The sequence below is a fragment of the Paenibacillus tianmuensis genome (genome assembly GCF_900100345.1).
GTDB lineage: Bacteria > Bacillota > Bacilli > Paenibacillales > NBRC-103111 > Paenibacillus_G > Paenibacillus_G tianmuensis.
Genome location: NZ_FMTT01000006.1, coordinates 177323 through 193711, shown reverse-complemented (window position 1 = coordinate 193711; position 16389 = coordinate 177323). Strand labels below are relative to the sequence as shown.

Genomic DNA, 16389 nt, shown 5'->3' with positions numbered 1-16389 from the left:
TTGTTTAAAAGCAGAATTTTCATTATGATTGTTGCTATTCTTATTGCAATTACATTGATATTGACGGCTGCGTTCGTCCTGTGGAACTATATGGATAAAACTGGTCGGAACCCTCAAGAGCAGGCGCAAAGTTCCGCCCGCGATGTAAAACAAGCCAAAAAGCTGACTCCGGATGAGGTCAAGCAAAATACAGTCATCATGAAAGACGTGCTTACCAATTTGGCCGGGGGCAATGGCAAATTCATTAAATTGAGCTTTGCCTTTGAACTGGAAAATAAGAAGGCCAAGGAAGAGTTTGAGAAGTTGGACAGCCAAATGAAGGCCATTGTCATTCAAACGCTCTCCGATATGACACCGGAGCAAGTATCGGGAAGCAAAGGCTTCGACAATCTCACTTCCGCCCTTATGAATAAAATGACCCCGCTTCTCCAGGCGGGAAAAATCAATCAAATCTTGATTACGGATTTCGTACTCCAATAACTACATAGCATGCTGCAGCAGCTCAAAGGAGGTGACGCTAATGGTTGATGTTCTTTCACAGAATGAGATTGACGCCTTGCTAGCGGCGCTTTCTTCAGGGGAAATGGACGCGGAGGAGCTTAAAAAGGAAGAGACGCAGAAAAAAATACGGGTTTACGATTTTAAACGAGCCGTACGTTTCTCCAAGGATCATATCCGGAGCTTAACCCGAATTCACGAAAACTTTGCCCGGTATTTGACGACGTATTTTTCCGCTCAGCTTAGAACCTTTGTCCAGATTAACGTAGTGCAGGTCGAACAGCTGCCTTATGACGAATTCATCCGGTCCATTCCGAAGATGACGATTCTCAACATTTTCGAAGCGGAGCCGTTGGAAGGCCGCATGGTGCTTGAGGTTCACCCGAACGTAGCCTTTGCGATGCTGGATCGGCTGTTAGGCGGAGCGGGGACATCGCCAACGAAGATCAATGCGTTGACCGAGATCGAGACCATTGTCATCGAACGGATTTTCAGCCGGGCCTTCGACAGTTTGCAGGAGGCTTGGAAGACAGTTATCGATTTGTCCCCGCGGCTGGAAGCGCTCGAAACGAATCCGCAGTTTATGCAGATCGTATCGCCTAACGAAACGATCGCGCTTATCTCGCTCAGCACCAAAATCGGCGACACAACCGGGATGATTAACCTGTGTATCCCACATGTCGTCATCGAACCGATTATGCCGAGACTTTCGGTGCACCATTGGTTCGTTTCCCAGAAAAAAACAAGTGCCCCGGAGGAGTTAGCGGCTCTGCAGTCCAGGGTGCATAAAGCGAAACTGCCGATTATCGCGGAGCTGGGTTCTTCCCAAATTTCCGTGAGGGAGTTTTTGAGCCTCAACGCCGGGGATGTCATTACGCTTGGCAAATCTGTGAATGAGCCGTTAGACATTCGCATAGGGGAAAAGTTGAAGTTTTACGGCAGTCCCGGAACGACGCGAGGCAAGCTGGCTGTCCAAATCAGCGAGATTGTCCAGGAAGAAGGAGTGGAAGAGAATGACGAATAACAAGGATTATTTGTCTCAAGAAGAGATTGATGCGCTATTGAAACAATCGGGCGATAGCGGCTCCTCCGCTATTTCCGAGTTTGTTCCTCAAGTAGAAGATTATTTGTCTTCTTTGGAGCAGGATGCGCTTGGCGAAATCGGAAACATTACATTCGGAAGCGCAGCTACTGCACTTTCCACCCTGCTTGGCAAAAAGGTCGATATTACGACTCCGAAAGTATCCATCATCGCACAATCGGAGCTCGTCGACGAGTTTCCGAAGCCGCACGTGGCTGTTCATGTAAACTACGTCGACGGATTTCACGGGATCAACCTTTTGGTGATCAAAACCCGCGATGCCCAGGTCATTGCCGATTTGATGATGGGCGGAGACGGAACGGGACAAACGGAAGAGCTGAGTGAAATTCATATCAGCGCGGTTCAGGAAGCGATGAACCAGATGATGGGCTCCTCCGCAACATCGATGTCGACGATCTTCAACCGGTTTGTCAATATTTCGCCGCCGGGAATCGACATATTAAATTTAGCGTCAGGGGAAGGAACTGCTAACCTGCCTCCAGAAGATGTATTTATCAAAATCTCTTTCCGACTGAGGATCGGCGACCTGATTGATTCGACCATCATGCAGCTGCTGCCGGTCCCTTTCGCCAGAGAGATGGTGTCTACGTTAATGGGAGGTGGAGATGCAACAGAGGAACCTGCACCGGCGCCTGTACAATCCGCGCCGCCCGTTTCCCAACCTGCACCGGAGCAGCCAGCCTATGCCGCGCCGGATCCTTATTCGCAGCCTCCGGCAGGGCATCAGGCGCCGCCGCAGCACGGTTATCAACAGCCAGCGTACCAGCCGCCGATGGCTCCACCTGCAGCGCAAGCTTATCCGCCGCAGCCGGCCAACTATGGTGTTCCGACGGCACGGGGAGTGAACGTCCAGCCGGCACAATTTGCCAATTTCAGTCACCCACAGCTGTCTCCTGCAGAAGATACGAACTTGAATCTGCTGCTGGACATCCCGCTTAAAGTGACGGTCGAACTGGGTCGTACGCATAAGGTCATTAAGGACATTCTCGAATTATCTCAAGGATCGATCATTGAGCTGGACAAGCTGGCCGGGGAACCTGTCGATATTTTAGTCAATAACAAATTGATCGCCAAAGGCGAAGTCGTCGTCATTGACGAAAACTTCGGTGTCCGTGTGACGGATATTGTGAACCAATGGGATCGGATTCAAAAATTACAATAATCAATAAATAAGACTACTCAAGCATCCTATAGGAGGAATGGTTACCCATGGCAAACCGTATTTTGATTGTAGACGACGCAGCATTTATGAGAATGATGATTCGCGATATTTTAACGAAAAACGGCTATGAAGTTTGCGGGGAAGCAAACGACGGCGCACAAGCGATTGAAAAATTTAAAGAGCTCCGCCCCGATCTCGTTACGATGGACATCACGATGCCGGAAATGGACGGTATCCATGCGCTTAAAGAAATCAAGAAGCTTGATGGGAATGCCAAGGTCATTATGTGCTCCGCTATGGGGCAGCAGGCTATGGTTATCGATGCGATCCAGGCAGGCGCCAAAGATTTCATCGTGAAGCCGTTTCAGGCGGACCGTGTTATTGAAGCGATTAATAAAACCTTGGGATAATTTTAACCAGGGGTTAAACGATGGGTCTTGCGCAAATTGAAAGGAAAGTGAAATGTTGAGAAGACTCATAGCCAAGTTATCGTCCGGTGTTGCTATGGTTTGGGTGCAAACAGCAGTATGGCCTGCTGCTGTTTGTTTCGCGGAACCGGAGAACCCGGCCCCCTCCGGGGCGGGAATGCTGGGAACACCGGATCGGCTTGTAACGGAAGGCAGTTCAGGGGGCACGTTCTGGATGATCTTCCAAGTTCTTTTTTTTCTTCTACTTATTATCGGAATTTTTCTGGTCATCGTGAAGATGATTTCGCAGAAAAATAAATTTTTATCCGGGCGGTCGATTCGATCTTTGGGCGGATTGCCGCTCGGACAAAATAAATCGATTCAAGTTGTCGAAATCGGCCGTTCGCTTTATATCGTCGGAGTAGGGGAGAACATTCAGCTGCTCGAAAAGATCGAGGACGAAACCGAGGTCGCTTTGATTACGGAGCTGATGTCCTCCGGCCCGGCGTTTGCGGGCCCGACCTTCGATTCCATCGGAGGCTGGCTCAAAAAGCTTCGCAACAAGCCGGCAGTCGAAGAAGACATCGAAGTGACAGCCTCATTCCAAGAGGTGTTTCACACAAAAATCCAGCATATGTCGGATCAGAAGAAACAAATGGAGCAGCTGCTCAAGCAAGACACTAATTCAGATCGGTTGAATGATAAATGATGAAATTCAATAAGAGGCTCATTTTCCTGCTGATTCTTCTTGTTCTGTGCGGTTCGCTCGCAAGCTCTGCCTATGCGGCCGATCCGATTCCCGGAATCAACATCGATATCGGGGCATCCGACAATCCGCAGGGGGCTTCGAGCGCCGTTACCATCGTGCTGCTGATAACCATTCTCAGCATCGCTCCGGCCATTCTGATTCTGATGACCAGCTTTACCCGAATCGTCATCGTGCTCGGCTTTGTCCGGACGTCGCTCGGTACCCAGCAAATGCCGCCGAACCAAATGCTGATCGGTCTTGCGTTATTTCTGACCTTTTTCATCATGGCGCCAACGCTTGGGGACATCAACCAAACGGCTGTGCAGCCTTATCTTAAGGGAGAGCTGACCCAGACGGCAGCGCTGGAGAAAGCATCCGTTTCGATCAAGAAGTTCATGTTTCAGCATACCCGGGAGAAAGACTTGAAGCTGTTCCTGGACTACACCAAGGCGCCAAGGCCCAGCGGAGTGGAAGATACGCCGATTACGGCACTTGTTCCCGCCTATGCGATTAGCGAGTTAAAGACGGCGTTTCAGATGGGCTTTATGATCTTTATTCCGTTTTTGGTCATTGATATGGTCATTGCCAGTACGCTGATGGCGATGGGGATGATGATGCTGCCGCCGGTGATGATTTCATTGCCGTTCAAAATTTTGCTGTTCATCCTTGTGGACGGTTGGTATCTCGTCGTTCGTTCGCTGCTGCTCAGTTACAATACATAGACGGACCACTCGGGAGGAAAGCGCATTGAGCTCGGAATTTGTAATCAGATTGGCCGGAGAAGCGGTATACACCACGCTTAAAGCCAGCGCTCCGATGATGGTGCTGGCGCTGACGGTCGGCTTGATCATCAGTGTGTTTCAAGCGACGACGCAAATTCAGGAGCAGACCCTTGCCTTTGTTCCGAAAATCGTCGTTGTGCTGCTTGCGATACTTATATTCGGTCCTTGGATCCTGACGACACTTGTTGATTTTACCTATAATCTGTTGAATAACCTGTATAAATACGTGGGATAGGTTGTGGGTGAAATGGAGTGGGTTTTGCAGGCTCTTCCCGGATTTTTGTTGTTTTTTTGTCGGATTTCTTCGTTTTTTGTCATTGCTCCGGTGTTTGCGGCCCGTAATGTGCCGATGCAGTTCAAGGTAGGGCTATCGTTTTTCGTTGCTTTCATTACGTTCTTCAGTATCGGGCTGGCGACGCCTGTGGCTATGGATTCGTTGTACATTCTTTCCGTTTTCCGGGAAGTGCTTGTGGGATTAAGCCTCGGTTTCATAGCGTATATGTTCTTTCAGGTCGTTCAGATCGCCGGTGCGTTCATCGACCTTCAGATGGGGTTCGGTATAGCGAACGTGATCGATCCGCTGACAGGAGCACAAAGTCCGATTCTGGGTAACCTGAAGTACATGATCGCCACGCTGCTGTTCTTAAGCTTCAACGGCCATCATTACTTGCTCGAAGGGATTATGCGAAGCTACGAATGGATTCCTTTGAATAACGATTTGTTTGTCAAAAATTATAACGGTCAGCTTTCGGACTTTATGCTGAAGACGTTCTCTCAAGTATTTGCCATAAGCTTTCAAATGGCGACGCCGCTTGTCGTCGCGCTGTTTTTGACCGATGTCGGTCTTGGGCTTCTCGCTCGGGTAGCCCCGCAGTTCAACATTTTCGTCATCGGGATTCCGGTGAAGATTATCGTTGGTTTTATTCTGCTGCTTCTCTTGTTTCCGGGATACGAATTGATCTACAAAGAGAAATTCTCGACCATGTTGGAAACGATGGCCAAGTTTTTCGGATTGTTCGCTGGCAGTTAGCGTGTGAGGAGGCAGGCCGTGGCTGCATTACGTTTAAAGCTGGATTTGCAATTGTTCTCGGGAGAGAAAACGGAAGCGGCGACGCCTAAGAAAAAACAAGAAGCCCGCAAAAAAGGGCAAGTGGCCAAAAGCATGGAAGTGCCGGCCGCCTTTATCTTGTTTTTCTCCTTCTTATCGTTTTTCTTGTTCGGAGGCTACATGAAAGAGCGACTCGTCGGTTTGTTTCGCTCGATCTTCATCGACTTTCTCAATATGAACGTTACCATGGATAACAGTATGGTGTTATTCGAAAAGATCGCCACACAAATGTTTTTGATTCTCGGTCCGATTTTTTTGATCTCGATGGTCATCGGCGTTGCCGGAAATTATGTGCAGATCGGCTTTTTGTTTACGGGCGATCCGCTCATGATGAAGTTTAGCAAAATTAATCCTCTCGAAGGGGCAAAGCGGCTGTTCTCTATGCGGGCCATCGTCGATTTTCTCAAATCGGTGCTTAAGATGACGGTGATCGGTGTTGTTGTTTATACGACGCTAATGGCGGAAAAGGACAACATATTGCAGCTTGCGCGGCTGCCGCTGGAAGAAATCATCGCTTTCACCGCCTCCTTGACACTGCAATTGGGGATAAAAATCGGATTGATTTTGATCGTCATGTCGATTTTGGATTACATTTACCAGCGCTACGAGTACGAGAAGAGCTTGCGGATGTCCAAGCAGGATATTAAAGACGAATACAAGAAAACGGAAGGGGATCCGCTGATTAAAGGGAAAATCCGCGAGAAGCAGCGCCGCATGGCACTGCAGCGGATGATGCAGGACGTTCCTAAAGCGGACGTCGTCATCACGAACCCGACGCACTTTGCCGTCGCGCTTCAATACGATGCCTCCAAGATGCAAGCGCCTACCGTTATCGCCAAGGGGACAGATTACATGGCCTTGAAGATAAGGCAGATTGCCAAGGATAACGGCATCATAACGATGGAAAACAAACCGCTCGCCCGCGCGTTATACGCGCAGGTTGAGATCGGAGAATCGATACCGGCCGATATGTTTCAGGCCGTAGCCGAGGTGCTGGCATACGTATACAAAGTTAAAGGAAAAGCGAACTAATTCCGGAAAGGAGGACACCCTGCAATGAAAGCAAAAGACCTGGTCGTGCTGATCGGCGTGATCGGCATCGTTTTGATGATGGTCGTCCCGGTGCCGATATGGTTGCTGGATGTCCTGCTGATTATCAACATATCGGCTGCTCTGATGATCATCTTGATCGGCATGAACACACAGGACGCGCTCCAGTTCTCCATCTTTCCGTCGCTCCTGCTCATCACCACCTTGTTCCGGCTTGCGCTGAACGTATCGACAACCAGAAACATTTTGGCCCATGGGGACGCGGGCAACGTGGTCAGCACCTTCGGCTCGTTCGTTGCTGAGGGCAACATTGTCGTCGGCTTTGTAGTTTTTATCATTTTGGTGCTAGTGCAGTTTATCGTCATTACGAAAGGCTCCGAGCGGGTTGCCGAGGTGGCCGCGCGGTTTACGCTCGACGCGATGCCGGGGAAACAGATGAGTATCGACGCGGATTTGAACGCAGGGCTGATCAACGAACAGCAGGCCAAAGAACGACGCGAAAAAATTTCGCGCGAGGCCGACTTCTACGGCGCGATGGACGGTGCGAGCAAATTCGTCAAAGGGGATGCGATCGCCGGCATTATCATGCTGTTGATCAATATCATCGGCGGCTTGATTATCGGAATGGCGATGAAAGGAATGTCGCTTAAGGAAGCGGGAGCGCTTTATTCGATCCTGACGATCGGGGACGGGCTCGTCAGCCAAATCCCGGCGCTGCTGATCTCTACCGCAGCGGGGATTATCGTGACGAGGGCGGCATCCGAAGGAAACTTGGCGCACGACTTGACATCGCAAATCTTTTCTTATCCGAAGCTGCTTTATATTGTAGCGGGAACGATTACGGCGCTGGGCATTTTCACGCCGATCCATCTGATCACGACATTGCCGATCGCTGCCGTACTTGCATTCGCCGCTTACAAAATGCAGCAGACGATGAACCGCAAGCAAGCCGCCGAAGTCCAGCTTGAGGAGGAACAGCAAATCGAAGAAGTACGAAGCCCCGAAAGTGTCATCGGCTTGCTGCAGGTCGATCCGATCGAGTTCGAATTCGGCTACGGACTTATCCCGCTGGCAGATACGCAGCAGGGCGGCGACTTGCTCGATCGCGTCATTCTCATCCGCAGACAGTGCGCTCTCGAGCTCGGAATCGTCGTACCGGTGATCCGTATTCGTGACAACATTCAACTGCGCCCGAACGAATATGTCATTAAAATTAAAGGTAACACGGTCGCACGCGGCGATTTGCTACTCGGTCACTACTTGGCGATGAGCCCGGGAATCGACGACGATTCGATTACGGGGATCGATACGCTGGAGCCGGCCTTCGGCCTGCCGGCGCTATGGATTGACGAAGCGACTAAGGAACGGGCCGAGCTTTCCGGCTACACGGTCGTCGATCCGCCATCCGTCGTAGCGACTCATTTGACGGAAATTATTAAGAAGCACGCTCACGAGCTGCTGGGCCGCCAAGAAACGAAGGCGCTTATCGAGAACGTCAAGGAGCATCACCCGGCGCTGGTCGACGATTTAATCCCGAATGTACTGTCGATCGGCGATGTGCAAAAAGTGCTGGTCAAGCTGCTTCGCGAAAAAATATCCGTCCGCGATCTCGTCACCATTCTGGAGACGCTCGCCGATTATGGCACGTACACGAAGGATCCGGAAGTGCTGACGGAATATGTCCGCCAGGGCCTATCCAGACAAATTACGCAGCAGTACATGACTGGAGGCGAGTCGCTGAAAGTCATTACCGTCGGACCGACGCTGGAGAAAAAAATTGCGGAGTCGGTACAGCAATCGGATCAGGGCAGCTATCTCGCGCTCGATCCGACGTCCAGCCAAGTGATCTATCAGAAGGTTACCGATCAAGTGACCAAGCTGCTTCAAGCAGGTCAGCAGCCGATCGTTCTCACCTCGCCCACCATTCGCATGTACTTGAGGCAGCTGCTTGAACGTACGATGCAGGACATTCCGGTTTTGTCTTACAGCGAGCTCGAACCGAGCGTTGAAATTCAGAGCATGGGGGTTGTTAATCTATGAGAGTGAAGCGGTATGTCGTAGACTCCATGCCGGATGCCCTGCAAAAAATTCGCACGGACCTCGGGAAAGACGCTGTCATTATCAACACGAAAGAAATTCGTTCCGGCGGATTTCTCGGCATGTTTTCGAAGAAAAAGATCGAAGTGATCGCTGCTACGGATTCGGTGTCCGGAGGCGGGCAGCCGGCGTCCGGCAAGTCGGCGACCGCTACGTTAGCCAAGCCGGTCGCCCCGGCGGCTAATGCGTTTGTGGGGAGCACGGCTGCGGCTGCCGCTTACGGGATGCAGCGAGACCGGGAACGGGAAGCGCAGCCGGCGCTGTCGTTTCCCGAAGTGCCGGACGTGCTCCCGGAAAGCCCGCCTTCCCCGGCCGGCCCTGTGGGGTCACAGCCGCTATCCGTCAGCGGCAGAGCTCAGGAAGACACGCTGCTTGAAGAGATCAAGCAAATGAAAGAAATGATGCAGAAGCTGTCTTTGCAGCGTATGCCGGAGGCAGCTCAAGATCCCGTCTTGATGGAATTGGAACACCGGCTGCTCGACCAAGAGATCGATTCGCAGCTTATCCGGGAGCTTCTGGCTAAAGTATCAGAGGAAGCCGAAACCGAAGGCGTTCCGGTCACGGAACAATTTGCGATTGACTCCCTCCGGACGCAGCTCCACACGCTGCTTCAGCCGCAGGGCGGCAAAGGGATCGCTTCCGATACCCGAATCGCGCATTTTGTCGGGCCTACGGGCGTCGGCAAAACGACGACGATTGCCAAGCTGGCCGCCGAACAAGTGCTGAAGCACCGCCGCAAGGTCGGGTTCATCACCTCGGACACGTACCGGATCGCAGCAGTGGAGCAGCTCAAGACGTACGCTACCATTTTGAACGTGCCGCTTGAGGTGGTCTTTTCTCCGCTGGATTTGAACAAGGCATTCGAGAATTTGAAAGACTGCGATCTTATTTTTATGGATACGGCCGGTCGAAACTTCCGCAACGAGATGTACGTTTCGGAGTTGAATGCGCTGCTTCAATCCGGAGGAAAGAGCGAAACGTTCCTGGTACTCAGCTTAACGACTAAATATAAAGATATGAAGGCCATTACATACAACTTCAGCAAGTTCAAACTAGATAAAGTATTGTTTACGAAGAAGGACGAGACCGATTCGTACGGCGCCGTCGTCAACCTCATCCGCGATTTCGGATTGCAGACTTCTTATATCGCCAACGGGCAGAGCGTTCCCGACGATATCGAGGAGTTGAACGAGAGGCAGTTGATCGACTGGATTCTGGAGGATAACAACCATGAATGATCAGGCACAAGAGCTTCGGAATCTGATCAAGCATCGATGGAACTCCACAGAGAAGTCGACACGCATCCTCGCCGTTACGAGTGGTAAGGGCGGGGTCGGCAAATCGAACTTTACCCTGAATTTTGCTCTTGCGCTTCAAAAAAAGGGGTTCAAAGTACTCATTTTCGACGCCGATATCGGTCTGGCCAATATCGACGTGCTGATGGGAATTACGCCGAAGTACAATTTGTATCATTTGCTGAAAAAAGAAAAAACGATTTGGGATATCATTCATAAGGGTTATAACGATTTGCAATTCATCGCAGGTGGGTCCGGCTTTAACGATCTGATCCGGCTGTCCGAGGAACAATTGGATTATTTTCAAGAACAGATCGGCCAGTTGAACGGACATGCGGACTTTATCATTTTCGATACGGGAGCCGGGTTGTCCAAAGAAACGCTCAAATTTATCGTTGCCGCGCAAGAAACGATCGTGGTGACGACGCCGGAGCCGACTTCGATTACCGATGCTTATGCCATTATCAAAATGGTGAGCTCGATGGATTACGACATTCGCTTCCGGCTGGTCGTCAACCGGGTGACCGATTGGCGAGAGGGCAGGCAAACCGCCGAGAAGATCAGGTTGGTCGCCAAGCAATTTTTGAATCTGGATATTCCAACAATCGGCTACGTGCTTGATGATGCTGCGGTATCCAAAGCCGTAAAAAAGCAGGTGCCTTTCACCGTAGCTTTTCCGTCGAGCGGCGCATCCAAATCGATCTATGATCTGACCGATGATTTTATTGCGAACCAAAAACCGGCGGATATGAACTCGGGGGCGGTCAAAGGCTTCTTGAATCGAATGATTAAGCTGCTTAAATAAAAGAGAACGTCCTCCGCCTTCAGAATCGGACACAACGCAGAGGAGTGAAACGTATGCAGCCTTATGATGTGCTGGTGGTGGATGATTCGGTTTTTATGAGGAAAATCATCACCGACCTTATATCGGGGGACCCGGCGCTGCGGGTAGTAGGAACCGCGAAGAACGGCAAGGAAGCCGTCGAGCTGGTCAAAAAGTTGACCCCCCATGCGGTTACCATGGATATTGAGATGCCGGAGATGAACGGGCTGGATGCGCTTCGCGCGATCATGCATGAACACCCCGTTCCGGTCGTCATGCTAAGCAGTTTGACTCAGGAAGGCGCGGCGGAGACCATCAAAGCGCTCGAATGGGGGGCTGTCGATTTCGTCGGAAAACCGTCGGGTTCGATTTCGCTCGATTTGCATAAAGTCAAACAACTGCTGCTCGAAAAACTGCACATCGCGGTAAAAACGAACATGCGCAAGCTGTCGCGACCCGCGATGAGCAAGCCGTCGCTGAAAGCCCCGGAGGTGACGAAAGATCCGCGGCCGTTCTCGGAACCGGCTTCAAGAACGGAACGGCGTCCCACTGCCGGTACGGCCGGCTTCGAACATATCGTCGCCATCGGCACCTCGACCGGAGGGCCTCGGGCGCTGCACCAGGTGCTGTCCGATTTTCCGGATAACTTTCCCGCTCCGGTCGTTATCGTCCAGCATATGCCTCCTAATTTTACCAAGTCGCTGGCGCAGCGGCTCGATTCCGTTTCCAGGCTGAAGGTGGTTGAGGCGGAAGCGGGCATGATTCTGGAGAGCGGCACCGCTTACGTGGCCCCCGGCGGCTATCATATGACCGTCGCCCGCAACGGGAGCCATTCTTACAAGATCCATCTGTCCAAAGAAGATCCGCGCGGCGGACACCGCCCCTCGGTGGACGTGCTTTTTGAATCGCTGCTGCCGATGAGGGAGCTTAAACGCCATATCGTACTCATGACCGGAATGGGCTCCGACGGAGCGAAAGGGATGCTCGCGCTGAAGCAATCCGGGGCCGTAACGACGATCGCCGAATCGGAAGACACCTGCATCGTATATGGTATGCCCCGTGCGGCGGTGGAGCTGAAATGCGTAACTCATGTGCTCCCCCAGCAGGAAATTACCGCTAAGCTGGTGCAAGCCGTCGCCCGCGAACCCTGACTTCCGGGTAAGCTTGGATAGAGCAATTACCATGATGGAGGTGTAGATATGGAAATGAATCAATACCTCTCGATGTTTATCGATGAGTCGAGAGATCACTTGCAAGCGTTGAACGAACAGATGCTCAGTCTGGAGAGCAGCCCGGAAGACATCACGATCGTGCAAAATATTTTTCGGTCGGCACATACGTTGAAAGGAATGTCGGCGACGATGGGATTCGAGGATCTGGCGTCGCTGACTCACGAGATGGAGAATGTGCTGGACCTCGTCCGGAACCATAAGCTGAAGATGGATTCGTTTATTTTTGACGGCTTGTTCAAAAGCCTGGATTCCTTGGAGTCCATGGTGGAGGACATCATTCAAGGCGGTACAGGCCAAGCGGACGTAACCGAAATCGTCGCCGCGCTGAAATCCATCGTTTCCGGCGATTATGCCAAGGGCGGTGCAGCCGGAGGCGCAACCCCCAAAGCGGAACCGACAACTGCCGCCGGGGGAGAGTTTGACGAATTTCAGTATTCGATTCTTCAGCAATCCATCGAAGCGGGCATTCCTGTGCTTCGCCTTGAAGTAACTGTACGACAAGATTGCGTGTTAAAAGCGGCTCGCGCTTATATGGTGTTCAATGTGCTCGAGCAGAACGGGGAGGTCATCAAGTCCAACCCTTCCGTGGAAGATATCGAGCAGGAGCGGTTCGATCAATCGTTCGTCGTTTATTACATATCCCAAATCGACAGCGACGATCTGCAAAAGCAAGTCGCGAGCGTATCCGAAATCGATAAAGTGGACGTCATCGTTTTGGATCAGGCCAAGCTCATGGAGTTCATGAGCCCGCCTTCCGGGTCCAACGCAGCGGCCGCACAGGCACAAGCCGAGACAGCCGCCGCATCGACGCAGGAAGCGCCGAAGCAGGAAGCCAAAAAAGCGCCTGCCTCAGGCGGTGCCCCTGTAGCCGGACGCACGATCCGCGTCGACATAGAGCGGCTTGATACGCTGATGAACCTGTTCAGCGAGCTGCTGATCGATCGGGTACGGCTGGAGCAGCTTGCCAGCGAAATTCGCCGCAGCGAGCTGACGGAAACCGTCGAGCATATGTCCCGGGTGAGCAGCGATTTGCAGAATATCGTACTGAAGCTGCGCATGGTGCCGATCGATACCGTCTTCAACCGATTCCCGCGCATGATCCGGGATGTCGCCAAGACGCTGGACAAAAAGGTAGACCTGATCATCACCGGCGCCGATACCGAATTGGACCGGACGGTCATCGACGAAATCGGCGATCCGCTGGTGCACTTGCTTCGGAATGCCGTCGATCATGGCGTGGAGCCGTCTGCCGAGCGCGTTACCCTTGGAAAGCCCGAAACCGGAACGATTCACCTGCGCGCGTATCATAGCGGAAACCATGTGTTTATCGAGATTGAGGAAGACGGACGCGGCATTAACCGGGACAAAGTGTTGAAAAAAGCTTTGGAAAACAACGTTTTGACCAAGGAACAAGCCGCGCACATTACGGATGACGAGGTCAATCAGTTGATTTTTGCCTCTGGCTTCAGCACGGCGGATAAAATATCGGACATCTCCGGCCGCGGGGTCGGACTTGATGTCGTGAAGACGAAGATTCAAAGTCTCGGCGGACAAGTCCAACTAGATTCGGAATGGGGAAAAGGCTCTAAATTTTCCGTTCAGCTGCCGCTGACGCTGTCGATTATCTCGGCGATGCTGATCCGGCTCAATAACGAGAAGTACGCTATCCCACTTTCTTCCATTGTGGAAACGATGGCTGTCCGTCAGGAACAAATTCGCTCGGTTCACGGCAATCGCATGGTCGACTACCGTACCGGGGTCATCCCGCTCGTATCCTTGGCTGATCTGTTCGATGTGCCGGGAGGAACGAATATTTCCGAGAACGAGACGCAAGTGGTCATCATACGCAAAGGCGACAAAATGGCGGCGCTCGTCGTCGACGAATTTATCGGCCAGCAGGAAATCGTGCTGAAGACGCTCGGCAAATATTTGACCAAGCTGTTTGCGATTTCCGGCGCAACCATTCTGGGAGACGGACAAGTCGCGTTAATTATCGATACGAATGCCTTGATTAAATAGCGGGATGCAAAGACGTCTATATTCACGCGATAACTTAAGGAGGCTGCGAGTATGGGAGAAGAATTGAAAGTCATCGTGTTTGCTTTAGGAAGGGAAGAATACGGGGTAGAGGTTGAGAAGGTCCGCACCATTGAACGGATGCAGCCGATGACCCGGGTTCCGAAAACGCCTGAATTTGTCAAAGGCGTCATCAATTTGCGCGGCGTGGTTACCCCCGTCATCGATCTGCGCGGCCGCTTCGGATTTCCGGAAACAGAGTATACCGACAACTCGCGGATCATTATCGTTGCCGTCGGCGACATCGAAGTCGGCCTGATTGTCGATTCGGCCAACGACGTCATCGATGTGGATTCGGATCATATCGAAGATCCGCCGGAAATCGTAGGCGGCATTAAGGCCAAGTACCTTCACGGGATTGCCAAAATAGGCGAAAGCCGGCTGCTTGTGCTGCTGAACCTGAAGGAAGTATTGAGCAAGAGCGAGATCGTTCAACTGGAGAATGTAGAGGAGTAGGCCTAGTGGAAGCATTTAACTCTTTTGCCGATTTTCAAATGGATGTGCTGAAGGAAGTCGGAAATATCGGTGCCGGACATGCGGCTACCGCACTCTCGCAGCTGCTCGATAAACCTGTAGATATGCTTGTGCCCAAAGTGCGAATGGTTCCTTTCGAGGAAATCGCGGACAGCGTAGGAGGAGCCGAGCAACCCGTTATCGCAATATTTCTCAGAGTCGAAGGGGAAACGCCGGGAAATTTGTTCTTTATTCTGAAGTTCGAGTCGGCCAAGAAGCTTCTTCACAGCTTGGCCGGAATCGAAGTAGTGGAGGGCGACGAGTACTCTGAAATGGAATTGTCCGCGCTGAACGAGATCGGCAACATTTTGGCGGGCTCGTACTTATCGTCGCTGGCGGATTTCACACAGCTGAACATGCAGCCCACCGTTCCTTCGCTTGCGATTGATATGGCGGGAGCGATTCTAAGCTACGGCCTGCTCCAATTCGGTCAAATGGGAGACCAGGCGCTCTTGATCGACACGAAGTTTCTGGACGGAAGCGACGAGGTGGAAGGGCATTTCTTCCTCATCCCGGACCCGGAGTCCTTCGAACGTATTTTCGTTGCTTTGGGAGTGCATACTCCATGATCCAAGACAATCTGATTAAAGTAGGAATGGCCGACCTGAACGTCGCTCACTTGACCGGTGTGCTCAAGACGACGGGGCTCGGCTCCTGCGTGGGCGTTACCTTGTTCGATGCCAAGGCCAAAGTAGCCGGAATGGCCCACGTCATGCTGCCGACCTCGGATATTGCCAGAGAAGGAAAGCTGAACATCGCGAAATATGCCGATACGGCGATCCCCGAAATGATTCGCCAGATGGAGGATCTTGGGGCTCAAGTGAAGCGCATGGTTGCCAAAATGGCCGGTGGCGCACAAATGTTCGCCTTCGGCTCCCAATCGGACACGATGCGGATCGGACCGCGGAATGTCGAGTCCTGCAAGGAAATGCTCAGCCGTTACCAGATCTCGATTATTGCCGAAGATACCGGCGGCAATTACGGGCGAACCATCGAATTCGATTGCGAATCCGGTATGCTTATGATTCGCAGCGTACAACACGGAGTGAAGGAATTGTAAACCTATGATCGGATCGATACGTTGGAACTTTATCGTAGGGGCCGCGGCATTCGTCATTACCTTTGCCTTGTCGATCACCGACAATATTTGGCTGACTACCTTGATTCGCAGCTTCTACAGCTTTGTCCTGATGTTTGTAATTGTATTTTTGTTCCGTTGGCTGCTTGGCACGGTTGCCGGATTCGCGGGCGCTCCCATTCCTGAGCATTCGGAAGAAGAGGATGAGCTTAAAGGGACGGCGGTCGATGTTGTAACGCCCGATCAGGATGCGGAACTGCATCAGATGCTGAAACCGTCGCCGGGTCCGATGGACGCCGTGGAGACCGATTTTTCCCCGCTGAATCCGCCGAAGCTCTCAACGAAGATCCAAGGGAGTCCTGACGAATTGGCACAGGCGGTTCGCCGAATGTCTGAAGAATAAGGATGGTGACTATCT

General features: G+C 51.9%; 18 protein-coding genes. All 18 read left to right on the top strand.

Going from position 1 to position 16389, the window contains the following annotated elements:
- Positions 1 to 480, top strand: coding sequence for a flagellar basal body-associated FliL family protein (locus BLO51_RS06690; RefSeq protein WP_090668697.1), 480 nt, complete (start codon positions 1 to 3; stop codon positions 478 to 480).
- Positions 481 to 520: 40 nt separating this feature from the next.
- Complete coding sequence (gene fliM / locus BLO51_RS06685; RefSeq protein ID WP_090668694.1) at positions 521 to 1522, top strand: flagellar motor switch protein FliM; 1002 nt, start codon at positions 521 to 523, stop codon at positions 1520 to 1522.
- On the top strand, positions 1512 to 2762 hold the full coding sequence (gene fliY, locus BLO51_RS06680) for a flagellar motor switch phosphatase FliY (protein ID WP_090668691.1): 1251 nt from the start codon (positions 1512 to 1514) through the stop codon (positions 2760 to 2762). The genes fliM and fliY overlap by 11 nt, the downstream gene beginning before the upstream one ends.
- A gap of 47 nt (positions 2763 to 2809) precedes the next feature.
- Positions 2810 to 3172, top strand: a complete 363-nt coding sequence (locus tag BLO51_RS06675; protein ID WP_090668688.1) for a response regulator — start codon at positions 2810 to 2812, stop codon at positions 3170 to 3172.
- A gap of 175 nt (positions 3173 to 3347) precedes the next feature.
- Positions 3348 to 3878 (top strand): flagellar biosynthetic protein FliO, encoded by a 531-nt coding sequence (locus BLO51_RS06670; RefSeq protein ID WP_245719549.1) that lies wholly within the window; start codon positions 3348 to 3350, stop codon positions 3876 to 3878.
- Positions 3875 to 4639, top strand: coding sequence for a flagellar type III secretion system pore protein FliP (gene fliP, locus BLO51_RS06665; protein ID WP_090668682.1), 765 nt, complete (start codon positions 3875 to 3877; stop codon positions 4637 to 4639). Before BLO51_RS06670 ends, fliP begins: the two co-directional genes overlap by 4 nt.
- 25 nt (positions 4640 to 4664) lie before the next feature.
- On the top strand, positions 4665 to 4934 hold the full coding sequence (gene fliQ, locus BLO51_RS06660; RefSeq protein WP_036676425.1) for a flagellar biosynthesis protein FliQ: 270 nt from the start codon (positions 4665 to 4667) through the stop codon (positions 4932 to 4934).
- A gap of 12 nt (positions 4935 to 4946) precedes the next feature.
- Positions 4947 to 5729, top strand: a complete 783-nt coding sequence (fliR, locus tag BLO51_RS06655) for a flagellar biosynthetic protein FliR (protein WP_090668679.1) — start codon at positions 4947 to 4949, stop codon at positions 5727 to 5729.
- Positions 5730 to 5747: 18 nt separating this feature from the next.
- Positions 5748 to 6839 carry a flagellar biosynthesis protein FlhB gene (gene flhB / locus BLO51_RS06650; protein WP_090668676.1) on the top strand — a complete coding sequence of 364 codons (1092 nt, stop codon included), beginning with the start codon at positions 5748 to 5750 and terminating at the stop codon, positions 6837 to 6839.
- 24 nt (positions 6840 to 6863) lie between these two features.
- Positions 6864 to 8897: a flagellar biosynthesis protein FlhA gene (gene flhA / locus BLO51_RS06645; protein WP_090668673.1), complete on the top strand. Its 2034-nt coding sequence runs from the start codon at positions 6864 to 6866 to the stop codon at positions 8895 to 8897.
- A complete protein-coding gene (gene flhF / locus BLO51_RS06640; RefSeq protein WP_090668670.1) occupies positions 8894 to 10192 on the top strand; it encodes a flagellar biosynthesis GTPase FlhF in 1299 nt (432 codons plus the stop codon). The genes flhA and flhF overlap by 4 nt, the downstream gene beginning before the upstream one ends.
- Positions 10185 to 11054, top strand: a complete 870-nt coding sequence (locus BLO51_RS06635; protein WP_090668667.1) for a MinD/ParA family protein — start codon at positions 10185 to 10187, stop codon at positions 11052 to 11054. The genes flhF and BLO51_RS06635 overlap by 8 nt, the downstream gene beginning before the upstream one ends.
- 53 nt (positions 11055 to 11107) lie before the next feature.
- Positions 11108 to 12223, top strand: a complete 1116-nt coding sequence (locus tag BLO51_RS06630; RefSeq protein ID WP_090668664.1) for a protein-glutamate methylesterase/protein-glutamine glutaminase — start codon at positions 11108 to 11110, stop codon at positions 12221 to 12223.
- Positions 12224 to 12271: 48 nt separating this feature from the next.
- Positions 12272 to 14323, top strand: a complete 2052-nt coding sequence (locus BLO51_RS06625; protein WP_090668661.1) for a chemotaxis protein CheA — start codon at positions 12272 to 12274, stop codon at positions 14321 to 14323.
- Positions 14324 to 14374: 51 nt separating this feature from the next.
- Positions 14375 to 14836 carry a chemotaxis protein CheW gene (locus BLO51_RS06620; protein WP_090668658.1) on the top strand — a complete coding sequence of 154 codons (462 nt, stop codon included), beginning with the start codon at positions 14375 to 14377 and terminating at the stop codon, positions 14834 to 14836.
- A gap of 5 nt (positions 14837 to 14841) precedes the next feature.
- Complete coding sequence (locus tag BLO51_RS06615; protein WP_090668655.1) at positions 14842 to 15462, top strand: chemotaxis protein CheC; 621 nt, start codon at positions 14842 to 14844, stop codon at positions 15460 to 15462.
- Positions 15459 to 15953: a chemotaxis protein CheD gene (locus BLO51_RS06610; protein WP_090668651.1), complete on the top strand. Its 495-nt coding sequence runs from the start codon at positions 15459 to 15461 to the stop codon at positions 15951 to 15953. Before BLO51_RS06615 ends, BLO51_RS06610 begins: the two co-directional genes overlap by 4 nt.
- Positions 15954 to 15957: 4 nt before the next feature.
- Positions 15958 to 16374 (top strand): hypothetical protein, encoded by a 417-nt coding sequence (locus BLO51_RS06605; protein WP_090668648.1) that lies wholly within the window; start codon positions 15958 to 15960, stop codon positions 16372 to 16374.
- Positions 16375 to 16389 lie beyond the last annotated feature (15 nt).